The following is a 12,781-nucleotide window of genomic DNA, read 5'->3' on the forward strand; positions in this document are numbered from 1 at the left end:
CTAAACCGATTGGTTTAGTTCTTTTATTTTATTGGAAAAATAAAATTTTAGTCAGTATTCTCTTCAACATAGGCAATAAGCGCAACATGCTTCCCAAGTTGCTCCTCTATTTTCTTTTCTAGATGAGTAATTTCTTCCATAACTTCTTTGTTGCTTCGAATATCTTCAATTTGGTACTCCTTCATTTTTTTTCCTCCTTTTATAAATGTGTTGCTATTAGGTATTATTTATCCCTTCATCAGTAGTAATTATTAGGCTCATTTTCGTTCTAATAAGGATAATGATTTTCTTAACTTCTGAATAGAATTAGTAGCAGTCTGTTTACTTAATTTTCTTAGTAGGGAGTGCCTCAAATGAAAAAACGTGTATTATTACTTCTAATTGGGTTTTGGTGTTTAAAAATGTCGATGAATATGTTTCCTACACTTGATGTATTAACTAATGAGAATTTTATACAGAAACTGGTCTTTGAGCCATTTAAATTGCTAGGTGCATTGCTCTTATTTATCTTTGGTTTTTTAGCAATTGCAAGGGTTATTAAACGAATTTGTGAACAGATTTATAAAGGAAACAAGAGTAATGAGGAGTTGCTTTGGATAGGGTTCATACTTGTGATTTTTGTGTTTTTAGGATTCCAAAGCTTCTGGTTGACCGTCCTCGCCATAGGCTTTTCTCTCTTTTATGGTATAATGGATGCTAACATTAGACGGAGAAGTCGGCACTACAATAATTAAATAGAGGAGGGGTAATGTGGAAGTCATATTTACAATAGTTGTAATCATTCCCTTATTAGTATTAGTATATATGTGGCTTGAGGCACGAAAAAATAAAATTACGTATACAGAACTAGCTTTTTCTAGTTACCCCAAGAATGAACCTAATATGAAGCTTTTTTTTATTTCTGATGTCCATCATCGGAAAATTAGTGAGAAAATCATAAGTGAAATTAAAGGAAATGTAGATCTGATTGTTATTGGTGGTGATTTAGCTGAAAAGGGAGTGCCACTATCAAAAATTGAAGAAAACCTTAAAGCCCTGACAGCTATTGCACCTACTTACTTTGTATGGGGAAATAATGATTATGAGATAGATCATTTAAAACTAGAAACAATGTTGAAGAACGAAGGTGTTGTTCAGCTAGTTAATAGTTCTAAAATGATCAGTAATGTTCTTTCACCTATATATTTAATAGGTGTAGATGATTATGGACATCATTTCGATAATCTTGAAGAAGCATTAAAAAATTGTAACGGTGGATTTCAAATATTAATAAGTCATAATCCAGATATTAAGAAGAAAATTAGGGAAAATCATCAGATTAGTCTAATTTTAAGTGGCCACACACACGGTGGGCAAATTAGACTATTTGGATGGGGAATTACAGAGAAAGCGGGTTTTACCAAATTAAAAAAGGATTTGTATATGTTGGTTAGTAACGGTTATGGCACTACTAGGCTCCATCTTAGAATGGGTGCTCCTGCAGAAGCTCATGTCATTACACTGAGATCTATTTAACAAACGTTGTACAAATTTTACACAAGAGCATGTTTATGTTTATACTAAGATTAGTAAAAAGAACATGCTGGAAAGAGAATTCTAGTGTCCTAATGCAACAACAATGACTGATGTTGTGCAAATAAATATATAGGAGCTAATGTTTATGGCGAATGATAAAGCAAAATATAATATAAAAGCAATATCGAATATATTAGGAATTCAACCTGGAACCCTTAGAGCTTGGGAACGTCGATATAATATAGTCGAGCCAATCCGGAACGACTCGGGTCATCGGTTGTATTCGGACGAACATGTAGCCATTTTACGTTGGTTGTTAGATAAGGTAAATAAAGGCTTTACGATAGGACAAGCTGTTGGTCTCTTGGAAAAAGGCAGTGTTAATTTAGAAACACAAAATGAACCACAGCATACCAATAGATTAGAAACATTTGCAAGAGAGTTAAAAGAAAGTTTATTAAGCTTCCAAGAACTAAGAGCAAATCATATTTTAGATGAGGCTTTTAGTTTATTTAGTGTGGAAAAGGTTGTTCTTGAAATAATTAGTCCTGTACTTATAGAAATAGGAGAAGCTTGGGAAAATAATAAAATTACTGTTGCACATGAACATTATTCTTCGCAATATTTAAGAACAAGAATAGGATCAATTTTTAATAATTTACAAATAGATCCGCTTTTACCGAAAGTAGTTGCGGTTTGTGGTCCAAGTGAACGCCATGAGTTAGGATTACTAATTTTTACATTATACCTTCGAAGAAAAGGTTTTGAAGTTATCTACTTAGGAACAGGAGTACCTACAAAGGATCTGAAACTTGTAGTAGGGGAAACTTCAGCTAAATATTTATTTTTATCTTGTTCGATTAGTACGAATTTAAAGGAAACATTAACCGTAATTGATGAGATGAGTGAGTTTATGCCAGGATTACATATCGGTCTCGGTGGAAACGGAGTATACCACTTGTCGAAGCGACAAAATGAAGAGTACAAACAATTTCTTTTGGGGAATTCCAAGGATGAATGGGATGAATGGTTAAAAGTTAGGCTGTTCAAATCGTAACTCAAATCTTAAATTGAGTAAATTTAAATGAACCTCTTGACATCTTACTTCATATCTTAATATTACCTATAAAAACAATAATAGAAGATTTGGCAGTAGGTTCTCGTCGTTACCCCTGAAGTTAACAACGATCCTTTAGAAAAAACATTTTTTAACATATAATGGTATGCCGGATGTTGATTGATCTTGTGTAAGAAGGAGGCGAAAAATGACATGCGCCTAGAGAGGCTTAACTATGATAAAATAAAAATTTTTCTAACCTTTGATGATTTGAGCGAACGTGGTATTACGAAGGAAGAAATGTGGCAGGATATACCAAAAGTTCACCAACTTTTTCGTGATATGATGTTAGAGGCTAGTGACGAATTGGGTTTTGAGGCAGATGGGCCAATTGCTATAGAAGTATTTTCATTACCAGCACAGGGCATGGTGATCATCGTAACAAAATCAAAAAAAGATGATGAGACAGAAGAAGAGTTTGATGATGGTTATATAGAAATGCAAGTAACCTTAGATGAAAGCGAAGAAATTATTTATGAATTTTCATCAATAGAAGATGTGATCGAGCTTGCTCCTAGATTAATAAGCTTTGGTGTGACATCAGGTAGCTTACTTCATTTTGAAAACAATTATATCCTAACCTTTGATGAGAGAGATTTGTTTGGAATTGATATGGATGCGTTTATTGCCCTCTTATCAGAGTACGGAAACCCATCTACCATTACCATATTTCGATTAATTGAGTACGGTAATGAGATAATAGAGAAAAACGCTATAGAAAAGATTTATCATACATTTCATAACTAATAGAAAAAACCTCAGCTAGAGGTTTTTTTTCTGTTACCTCTGGTTTATCACCAAGCCCCACTCAGGTTGTTAATTAGAACATTGATTTTTAGGAGTACAATGTTATCATATAGTAGACTTATGATTAAGTTAAAAAAAGACACAAATTAGATATAGGCGAATATACTAATTTACATAATCTTTACTGGGAGTGATTATTGCGATGAAAATCTGTGTCCTTTATGGTGGTACATCTGCAGAGAGAGAAGTATCCTTATCAAGCGGAAAAGGAATTATAGAAGCTTTAAAGAAAAAAAACCATGAAGTTATTGGAATTGATTTTAAAGGCACGAAAGAGTGTCTACAGAAAATCATGAATTTAGATGTGGATATCTTTTTTATTGGATTACATGGACGTCTTGGTGAAGACGGAAGAGTGCAGGGGCTTTTGGACTTAGTAAACATACCCTATGTAGGTTCCAATGTTCTAGGTTCAGCTTTGGCAATGGATAAAGCGAGATCAAAAAAGATGTTTGCGTTAAAAGGTATTAGAGTGGCTTGTGAGAAGCTGGTTGAAAAGCATGCTTTTGTAGAGGAACAGTTTTCCCATGAGTTATCATATCCCGTAGTTGTTAAGCCAAATCATGAAGGTTCTACCATAGGTTTAACGATTGCTCAAAATGAAGAAGAGCTTTTAGGCGGCATTAAAGCGGCCTTTGCCCATGATGATGTTGTTCTATTAGAAGAATTTATCTCGGGTAGAGAAGTTACAGTAGCAGTAATGGGGAACAAAGGAGAGGTTAAAGCCTTACCAGTTGTCGAAATAGTTCCTAAGAATGCCTATTATGACTATGAATCAAAATATGCACCAGGGATGAGTGAACATATTGTACCAGCTAGAGTTAGTGAGGAAGTAACGAAATTATTACAGGAGCAAGCGGTATTAGCTCATGCTTCACTTGGCTGTGACATTTATTCTCGCGTTGATTTTATCGTTCCTTCAGATGGTACTGCGCCAGTGATATTAGAAGTTAATACTTTACCAGGAATGACACCTACTAGCCTTTATCCTGATGCAGCTAGAGAGATAGGGTTATCTTATGATGATATGATTGAGAAGTTAGTGCAGCTTTCTTTACAAAAGTAGGTAAGAGAGGGTAACTATCTACTTAGTAGGGTTACCCTTTTTTCTTGGATCAAATAATCCAGAAAAGTAAATAGAAAATGGATAAAAATATTTTTCGGAAATGTGAAAAGTTTAGTGGAAAAAATGGTTGCAATTCATTATAGTATACATGTAAGTGCTTTCATATATAAAAAACATAGATAGAGAAAATATTTAGAGGTGAAAATCATGGGAAGCGACACAAATCAAAGTCATGAGTCTACAGATGTATTAAAATCAACACAAACGATAATTAAATTAGCTCTTGATAAACTAGGTTATTCAGATGAAGTATATGAGCTGATGCGCGAACCTTTACGTCTATTAACTGTTAGGATTCCTGTCCGTATGGATGACGATTCGATTAAAATATTTACAGGTTATCGTGCCCAGCATAATGATGCAGTGGGACCAACAAAAGGTGGAGTACGTTTCCATCCGAACGTTTCTGAAAAAGAAGTGAAAGCTTTGTCGATTTGGATGAGTTTAAAAGCTGGTATCGTAGATTTACCTTATGGTGGAGGAAAAGGTGGAATTATTTGTGATCCACGAGAAATGTCATTTAGAGAATTAGAGCGTTTAAGTCGTGGATATGTACGAGCTATTAGCCAAATTGTCGGACCAACAAAGGATATTCCTGCTCCAGATGTCTTTACAAATTCCCAAATAATGGCCTGGATGATGGATGAATATAGTAGAATTAAAGAATTTGATTCACCAGGATTTATTACTGGTAAGCCGATTGTGTTAGGTGGCTCGCATGGTAGAGAAACTGCAACTGCAAAAGGTGTTACAATTTGTATTCGTGAGGCAGCTAAAAAGAAGGGTATCTCCCTTGAAGGAGCTCGTGTAGTTATCCAAGGGTTTGGAAATGCAGGAAGCTTCTTAGCAAAATTTATGCATGATGCCGGAGCAAAAGTAATTGGAATTTCAGATGCTTATGGTGCTCTGCATAATCCAGAAGGTTTAGATATTGAATACTTACTCGATCGTCGTGATAGCTTTGGTACGGTAACGAAATTGTTTAAGGATACAATTACAAATAAAGAACTTTTAGAATTAGACTGTGATATTTTGGTACCTGCAGCTATTGAAAATCAAATTACAGCAGAGAATGTACATAATATCAAAGCGAAAATTGTTGTAGAAGCTGCGAACGGGCCGACTACGATTGAAGCAACAAAAGTCTTAACAGAGCGTGGGATTCTTCTCGTACCAGATGTGTTAGCTAGTGCTGGTGGGGTTACTGTGTCTTATTTTGAATGGGTTCAAAATAATCAAGGATTTTATTGGTCAGAGGAAGAAATTGAAACAAAATTAGAAAAGGTCATGGTTACATCATTTGAAAATGTATGCCGTCTTTCTGAAACACGTAAGGTGGATATGCGTTTAGCAGCCTATATGGTCGGTGTACGTAAAATGGCAGAAGCTTCACGTTTCAGAGGTTGGATATAATATTTTTTGGAATAATAGGCGAGACTGCTGTTAATTGTAGTCTCGCTTTTGTATGGTTTTGTATGATACGTTTTACCTAATTTTCTCTGTTTGCTATAATTGATCATGGAAAAAAGCTCAAAACTTTTATAAAGAGGTTGTGCAGAATGAAAAAAGTTGTCTTATTAACTACTGGCGGAACAATTGCTAGTAAGCCGAATAAAGAAGGAAGACTTGTTGCAGGTGAACTAACTGGGAATGAACTAGCAAAAATTTGTGGGATCCCAAATGATATTGAAGTAGAAATTGTTTCAATTCTTCAAAAGCCTAGCATGCATATCACGATAGAGGATCTACTTGCATTGAAGGTGGAAATAGAAAATATCTACCAAAGTAATGATATTGATGGAATTGTTGTAACACACGGAACAGATACGTTAGAGGAAACAGCCTATTTCTTGGATTTGGTCATTAGTGATGAACGCCCTGTGGTGGTTACGGGCTCACAGCGGTCTCCTGATGAAATTGGTAGTGATTCTTATATAAACTTACGTCATGCGATCTACACTGCTTGTGACATACAGCTAAAAGGTGTCGGTACAGTTGTTGTCTTTAACGAGCGAATTTTCGCTGCTAAATATGTCAAAAAAGAGCATGCTTCAAATATTCAAGGGTTTAATGCTTTTGGATTTGGCTATTTAGGAATTATTGATAATGATAAAGTTTACTTATATCAGAGACCGACAAAACGAGAAGTCTACACGATAAACGATGGTAAGAAAGTGCCAACAGTAGATCTTATTAAATGCTATCTAAATGCTGATGACAAATTTATTAAAGCCTCTATTTCTGCAAATGTGAATGGAATTGTATTAGAAGGTACAGGTAGAGGTCAAGTTTCCCCATTAATGATGGATGCAATCATTGAAGCAATAAACAAAGGGATACATATTGTTATTACAACTGCTAGCGAAGAAGGATACGTTCACACGACTTATGAATACTTAGGTAGCGCCTATGATTTATTTAAATCGGGAGTAATATTAGGTGGCGATCTCGATAGTAAAAAAGCTCGTATTAAATTGATTGTACTTTTATTAGCGAATGAAACCATCAAAGAAAAATTTGAGTAAATAATTCAGACATAGAGAGTATATCTCTATGTCTTTTTTAAAGGCTGTTTTCGCAAAGTTTGTTGCTTTCGTAAAAATCCCAAAAGTCGGATTTTTACACAAATTACTAAGAGTTTACTACTAATTTAGTAAGTACTGCTCTTTTCTTACATAATTTATTGGCTGATATCTTCATCTAGGGTATTTTTCCAATTATTTTAGGATGAAAAAACCACAATGTTTACGAAAAGAGCCTTTTTAAATCAGCGAGAGGAAAATAGGAATATAGAAAAATTTACAAATTACTTATCAAACTAAAAGGAAACATGATACGATTAGATAAGAAAAAAAGAGAGGAAATAGAAAAATAATGGTGAGTATTGTTTTTGCAAGTTTGGCTCCCAGTATAGCTTTACTTTGCTTTTTTTACTTAAAAGACAAATATAACTCAGAACCAATTAGTATGGTTGTACGTAGCTTTATATTCGGTTCATTAATCGTATTCCCAGTCGTTGTTATCCAATATGCCTTTCAAGAAGAAGGCTTATTACTTAAACCTTTTGCTCAAGCTTTTTTGTCCGCTTCTTTATTGGAGGAATTTTTTAAATGGTTTATCCTATTTTACACTGTTTATAAGCATGCGCATTTCAATCAACACTACGATGGAATTGTTTACGGAGTTAGTGTTTCCTTAGGGTTTGCGACAGTCGAGAATGGGCTTTATTTACTTGTTTATGGTGTTGATCAAGCACTCATGCGTGCTCTCCTACCAGCTTCCAGTCATGCCCTTTTTGGTGTAATCATGGGTTACTATTTAGGAAAAGCCAAATTTACTGAAAAAATTAATGAGAAAAAGTTCTTAATTTATTCGTTTACCATACCTTGGTTCCTACATGGAATTTATGACTATATCCTTTATGTTCAACGCTATTGGGGGTTCATTATGCTACCATTTATGATCTTTCTATGGTGGCTGGGTTTAAGGAAAGTGAAGTTAGCAAATAGGTAATTGCTAAAAAACTTATCATCTTTTGATAGAAATGAATGAAAAATGGGTATAAATAGTAAAAACAGATATGTCATGAGGTGTAAATGTTGTCAGAATTAAAGCAAAGGTACAAAGTAACAGTAAGATGTCATGATTGTGGTGAGAAATTTATATTACGAGGAAGATTGAATAAGGAAGGACATTATGAAACTGGCTTTAAGCGATGTGTTTGTGGGAATGAGCATACGTTACAGATAGATGCAAAATCGGAGTAAGAAAAAATTATTGCAATTAACTGAAAAATAGTGTACCGTAATAATCAATATAATAATTAAAAATTCGTATAATTCTTATCGAGAGAGATGGAGGGAAGTGGCCCTGTGAAGTCTCAGCAACCAGCCGTTTGGTCAGGTGCTAAATCCATCAAGTGATTTTTAGCTTGGAAGATGAGAAGAGGTAAACTGTCATCAGCGACTTCTTCTTATTTAGGAAGAGGTCTTTTATTTTAGATTTATTTTTAATGGTTTAAAGCGATAACGTATATGGGGGAGAGAGAATGGATTATAAGCATTTAGAAACAAAGATGGTACAGCTAGGGAACCGAAGTGAAACTCAAACGGGCACGATTAATCCTCCGGTATACTTTTCAACAGCTTATCGGCATGAAGGAATAGGTCAATCGACGGGATATGACTATAGTAGAACAGGAAATCCAACTAGACAAATCTTAGAAGAGGGAATTGCTCTTTTAGAAGGAGGAGATCGTGGTTTTGCCTGTAGTTCAGGAATGGCAGCGATTCAAACGGTGATGTCTATTTTTAAACAGGGAGATGAGATTATTGTTTGCCGAGATTTGTACGGTGGTACCTATCGGCTATTTCAACAAGGGTGGAGCAATTGGGGGATAACCTTCCAGTATTGGGACGGTGCTAGTTACGATCAATTAGAAACTCTTATTAATGAGCGTACTCAAGCAATTTTTATTGAGACACCAACAAACCCATTAATGCAGGAAATGAGTATAAGTGAAGTTAGCAATCTTGCTAAAAAGCATCAACTGTATTTGATTGTTGACAATACCTTTTATACACCATATATACAAAGGCCGATCGAAGAAGGGGCTGACATTGTCATTCACAGTGCCACGAAGTATTTAGGTGGACATAATGATGTACTCGCAGGATTAATAGTTGTTAAAGGCGAGGAACTTTGTCAAAGAGTTGGTTTTTTTCAGAATGGGATGGGGGCAACACTATCTCCCTTTGATTCTTGGCTGCTAATCCGTGGTATGAAAACATTAGCGTTAAGGATGGAGAAACATGAAGAGAATGCCAAAGTAATTGTCAAATACTTAACTGATCATCCATTTGTAACAGACGTTTTATATCCTGGTCGTGGTGGGATGTTGTCTTTTAGAATAAAAAAGGAACAGTGGATAAATCCACTCTTACAAAGTTTTAAACTGATTACGTTTGCAGAAAGCCTAGGTGGAGTTGAAAGTCTAATGACCTATCCGACTACACAAACGCATGCTGACATTCCTGAGGAACTTCGAGAAAAGTACGGGGTATGTAAGAGGCTTTTAAGATTTTCAGTAGGAATTGAAAATAAAGAAGATCTAATAGATGATTTACAACAAGGATTTGAGAGTTTAGCCTAAGGAGGGTCTAAGTTTGTCAGAACAATATCATATACAGACCAAATTATTGCACAATAGCCATAAAGTACATCAAGAAACAGGAGCGGTGAGTGTACCCATTCATCATTCTTCTACTTTTCATCAATACTCTTTTGATAGCTTCGGTGATTATGAATATGCAAGAGGTTCTAATCCTACACGTAAAGCACTTGAGGATGTCATTGCAGACCTAGAAGGGGGAACGAGAGGATTTGCCTTTCCTTCTGGAATGGCAGCAATATCAACAGCATTTATGTTGCTGTCAAAAGGTGATCATATTGTAATTACTGAGGATGTTTACGGAGGGACGTATCGCTTTGTTACGGAGGTTTTAGAAAAGTATGGGATTGAACATACGTTTGTGGATATGACAAACCATGAAGAGGTAGAAAAACATATCAATCCAAATACAAAATTAGTATATATTGAAACACCGTCAAATCCAACCTTGAAAATAACGGATATAAAAAAAATAGTAGCAATAGCTAAGACTCACAACTGTTTAACGTTTTGTGATAATACGTTTTTAACACCTGTATTTCAGAGACCTCTAGACTTAGGTGTTGATGTTGTGCTCCATAGTGCTACGAAATTTTTAGGAGGTCACAGTGACGTTATGGCTGGTCTTGCAGTTGTGAAAGACGTAGAGATTGGTAGACGTTTAGCCTTTTTACATAACGCCTTTGGATCTATCTTAGGTGTGCAGGATAGTTGGATCGTTTTACGTGGGATAAAAACATTACAAGTACGAATGAATGCTAGTTCACAGTCAGCTATGACAATCGCAAAATGGTTACAAACTAGAGAAGAAGTGAAAGCAGTTTATTATCCAGGCCTTGAAAATCACCCTGGAAAGAACATTCAAGAGCAACAATCGAAAAGTCATGGTGCAGTATTATCATTTGAATTTCCATCAAGGTTCCAAGCGAAAAAATTTGTGGAGAACGTAAAGCTTCCAGTTTTTGCAGTAAGCTTAGGAGCAGTGGAAACAATCCTATCCTATCCAGCCACGATGTCGCACGGTTCAATGCCTGAGGAAGAAAGGCTGAAACGTGGTATTAGTGACGGTTTACTAAGACTCTCAGTAGGCTTAGAGGATGTAAATGATCTTATTGAAGACTTCGAACAAGCGTTGCGTACGCTAAAAGATTGATAGCGTTCTAGTCTTTGTGAAGGGAAGAGGCAGATGAGTTTATTACAGGAACTAAAAACAAGAACGCTAATTGGTGATGGTGCAATTGGAACGTTTCTATATTTAAAAGGACTAGATCGTTGTTTTGAGGAATTAAATGTGACTGATCCTGCAAAAGTCCAGGAAGTACACGAAGCCTATATTGCAGCAGGTTCACAAATCATACAAACTAACACTTATGCAGCCAATAAACTAAAATTATCACGATATGGTTTAGAGAATGAAGTGTCCTCAATAAATCAAGCTGCTGTAAAATGTGCAATGCAATCAGCTGCTAAATCGAATACTTTTGTGCTAGGTACACTTGGAGGAATTAGAGGCTTTCAAAAACGAGCACAATCCCTAGATGAAATTGTTTCTAGCTTTGAAGAGCAGATGTTTACCCTTCTCGAGGGGGGAGATTGATGGACTATTGCTAGAGACATTTTATGATTATGAAGAGTTGGCAGCTTGTCTAAACATTGCAAGAAATAAGACAAATTTACCTATTATTACCAATGTTTCTTTAGACGAAGTCGGAGTTTTGCACGGTGGTTTACCGTTAAGAGAAGTTTTAGTAGCGTTAGAAGATTTAGGAGCAGATGTTGTCGGAATGAATTGCAGAATGGGCCCGTACCACATGCTTAAATCCTTTGAAGAGGTCCCACTATTAAACAAGGCGTTTTTATCTGCGTATCCTAATGCGAGTCTGCCAGATTATATTGATGGAAGACTGGTTTATCAAACAAATCCTCACTATTTTGGTGAAAGCGCAAAAGCATTTGTTAAAGAAGGAGTACGACTAATTGGTGGTTGTTGTGGAACGACACCAGATCATATAAGAGCAGCAGCTCAGGTGGTAAAAGATCTTGAGCCAATTAAAGAAAAACAGGTGAAAGCAAAGAAGAAACATCAAATCGTAATTCATCATGTACAGCAACAAGAATCTTTGCCAAATATTGCTTCAAGACAAAAATCAGTCATTGTAGAACTCGATCCTCCTAAAAAACTGAATAGTGACGTTTTTATTGAAGGAGCGAGTAAATTACATGAAGCGGGCGTTGACGCTGTTACGTTAGCTGATAATTCTTTAGCATCGCCTAGAATATGTAATCTTTCGTTAGCTTCGATTATAAAAAAAGAACATAACGTTAGACCCCTAGTTCACATTACATGCCGAGATCGTAATTTAATTGGGCTTCAGTCTCACTTAATGGGGCTTCATACGCTAGGTATCGATCAACTACTTGCAGTGACAGGTGATCCTACAAAAATAGGTGACTTCCCTGGAGCAACCTCGGTCTATGATTTAGCTTCATTTGATTTCATTAGACTTATTAAACAAATGAATGAAGGAGTCTCTTTTTCAGGAAAAGATTTAGGAGCCAAAACAAATTTTTCGGTAGGTGCAGCTTTCAATCCAAACGTAAGGCATTTAGACCAAATGGTCAAAAGAATGGAGAAAAAAATTGATTGCGGAGCAGATTACTTTCTAAGCCAGCCAGTATTTTGTAAAGAACAAGTAGCTGAAATCTATCACGCAACAAAACATCTCAAGGCGCCAATTTATTTAGGTGTTATGCCGTTAACAAGTAGTAAAAATGCTGAATTCCTTCACAATGAGGTACCAGGTATTAAACTTACAGAAGAAACGAGAGAACGCATGGCAATGGTGGCTAATGACATAGAAGCTTCACATTATGAAGGGATTCAAATAGCAAAAGAGCTAATTGACGAGGTTCATCTTTATTTTAATGGGCTATATTTAATTACTCCTTTTCTAAGATATGAGATCACAGTAGAATTAACAAAGTATTGGAAGTGGAAAAGCGCACAAAAGGTGATTAGAAAAGTTAGTAATTAGACATGAGTCAG

At 35.7% G+C, this 12,781-nt stretch carries 12 protein-coding genes, 1 pseudogene and 1 riboswitch; of the genes and pseudogenes, 12 read left to right on the plus strand and 1 reads right to left on the minus strand.

All coding sequences use genetic code 11. The features are described from left to right. Nucleotides 1–47: 47 nt before the first annotated feature. Nucleotides 48–185, minus strand: a complete 138-nt coding sequence (locus tag DS745_RS24395; protein ID WP_161568131.1) for a hypothetical protein — start codon at nucleotides 183–185, stop codon at nucleotides 48–50. Between the two features lie 168 nt (nucleotides 186–353). Between DS745_RS24395 and DS745_RS00530 the strand changes: the two genes are divergently transcribed. The 12 genes and pseudogenes from DS745_RS00530 (at nucleotide 354) to DS745_RS00580 (ending at nucleotide 12,770) form a co-directional block, all read left to right on the plus strand. Continuing rightward, complete coding sequence (locus DS745_RS00530) at nucleotides 354–734, plus strand: hypothetical protein (RefSeq protein ID WP_129076255.1); 381 nt, start codon at nucleotides 354–356, stop codon at nucleotides 732–734. 16 nt (nucleotides 735–750) lie between these two features. Next, nucleotides 751–1,515 carry a metallophosphoesterase gene (locus tag DS745_RS00535; protein ID WP_241657681.1) on the plus strand — a complete coding sequence of 255 codons (765 nt, stop codon included), beginning with the start codon at nucleotides 751–753 and terminating at the stop codon, nucleotides 1,513–1,515. 145 nt (nucleotides 1,516–1,660) lie between these two features. Then, on the plus strand, nucleotides 1,661–2,572 hold the full coding sequence (locus tag DS745_RS00540; RefSeq protein ID WP_129076256.1) for a MerR family transcriptional regulator: 912 nt from the start codon (nucleotides 1,661–1,663) through the stop codon (nucleotides 2,570–2,572). Nucleotides 2,573–2,785: 213 nt separating this feature from the next. Next, complete coding sequence (locus DS745_RS00545) at nucleotides 2,786–3,379, plus strand: genetic competence negative regulator (RefSeq protein WP_129076257.1); 594 nt, start codon at nucleotides 2,786–2,788, stop codon at nucleotides 3,377–3,379. A gap of 202 nt (nucleotides 3,380–3,581) precedes the next feature. After that, nucleotides 3,582–4,505 carry a D-alanine--D-alanine ligase family protein gene (locus DS745_RS00550; protein ID WP_129076258.1) on the plus strand — a complete coding sequence of 308 codons (924 nt, stop codon included), beginning with the start codon at nucleotides 3,582–3,584 and terminating at the stop codon, nucleotides 4,503–4,505. Nucleotides 4,506–4,712: 207 nt separating this feature from the next. Then, entirely contained in the window at nucleotides 4,713–5,978 is a 1,266-nt protein-coding gene (locus DS745_RS00555; protein WP_129076259.1) for a Glu/Leu/Phe/Val family dehydrogenase, read from the plus strand. A gap of 146 nt (nucleotides 5,979–6,124) precedes the next feature. Beyond that, a complete protein-coding gene (locus DS745_RS00560) occupies nucleotides 6,125–7,090 on the plus strand; it encodes an asparaginase (protein ID WP_129076260.1) in 966 nt (321 codons plus the stop codon). 349 nt (nucleotides 7,091–7,439) lie between these two features. Beyond that, on the plus strand, nucleotides 7,440–8,078 hold the full coding sequence (prsW, locus tag DS745_RS00565; protein WP_129076261.1) for a glutamic-type intramembrane protease PrsW: 639 nt from the start codon (nucleotides 7,440–7,442) through the stop codon (nucleotides 8,076–8,078). Between the two features lie 83 nt (nucleotides 8,079–8,161). Then, nucleotides 8,162–8,332, plus strand: a complete 171-nt coding sequence (locus tag DS745_RS24820; RefSeq protein WP_196121165.1) for a hypothetical protein — start codon at nucleotides 8,162–8,164, stop codon at nucleotides 8,330–8,332. A gap of 72 nt (nucleotides 8,333–8,404) precedes the next feature. Next, a riboswitch (SAM riboswitch) is annotated at nucleotides 8,405–8,510 on the plus strand. 103 nt (nucleotides 8,511–8,613) lie between these two features. Further along, on the plus strand, nucleotides 8,614–9,717 hold the full coding sequence (locus DS745_RS00570) for a methionine biosynthesis PLP-dependent protein (protein WP_129076262.1): 1,104 nt from the start codon (nucleotides 8,614–8,616) through the stop codon (nucleotides 9,715–9,717). A 13-nt stretch (nucleotides 9,718–9,730) separates the two neighbouring features. Then, nucleotides 9,731–10,888 (plus strand): cystathionine beta-lyase, encoded by a 1,158-nt coding sequence (gene metC / locus DS745_RS00575; protein WP_129076263.1) that lies wholly within the window; start codon nucleotides 9,731–9,733, stop codon nucleotides 10,886–10,888. Between the two features lie 33 nt (nucleotides 10,889–10,921). Continuing rightward, nucleotides 10,922–12,770 (plus strand): annotated as a pseudogene (locus DS745_RS00580) (bifunctional homocysteine S-methyltransferase/methylenetetrahydrofolate reductase). Nucleotides 12,771–12,781: the final 11 nt, after the last annotated feature.

Source organism: Anaerobacillus alkaliphilus, assembly GCF_004116265.1.
Lineage (GTDB): Bacteria > Bacillota > Bacilli > Bacillales > Anaerobacillaceae > Anaerobacillus > Anaerobacillus alkaliphilus.

Excerpts from the sequence above, each read along its gene's own strand:
- DS745_RS24395 (WP_161568131.1), bottom strand. The coding sequence starts at position 185 with ATGAAGGAGTACCAAATTGAAGATATTCGAAGCAACAAAGAAGTTATG.
- DS745_RS00570 (WP_129076262.1), top strand. The coding sequence starts at position 8,614 with ATGGATTATAAGCATTTAGAAACAAAGATGGTACAGCTAGGGAACCGA.
- DS745_RS00540 (WP_129076256.1), top strand. The coding sequence starts at position 1,661 with ATGGCGAATGATAAAGCAAAATATAATATAAAAGCAATATCGAATATA.
- DS745_RS00550 (WP_129076258.1), top strand. The coding sequence starts at position 3,582 with ATGAAAATCTGTGTCCTTTATGGTGGTACATCTGCAGAGAGAGAAGTA.
- DS745_RS00530 (WP_129076255.1), top strand. The coding sequence starts at position 354 with ATGAAAAAACGTGTATTATTACTTCTAATTGGGTTTTGGTGTTTAAAA.
- DS745_RS00555 (WP_129076259.1), top strand. The coding sequence starts at position 4,713 with ATGGGAAGCGACACAAATCAAAGTCATGAGTCTACAGATGTATTAAAA.
- DS745_RS24820 (WP_196121165.1), top strand. The coding sequence starts at position 8,162 with ATGTTGTCAGAATTAAAGCAAAGGTACAAAGTAACAGTAAGATGTCAT.
- prsW (WP_129076261.1), top strand. The coding sequence starts at position 7,440 with ATGGTGAGTATTGTTTTTGCAAGTTTGGCTCCCAGTATAGCTTTACTT.
- DS745_RS00560 (WP_129076260.1), top strand. The coding sequence starts at position 6,125 with ATGAAAAAAGTTGTCTTATTAACTACTGGCGGAACAATTGCTAGTAAG.
- DS745_RS00545 (WP_129076257.1), top strand. The coding sequence starts at position 2,786 with ATGCGCCTAGAGAGGCTTAACTATGATAAAATAAAAATTTTTCTAACC.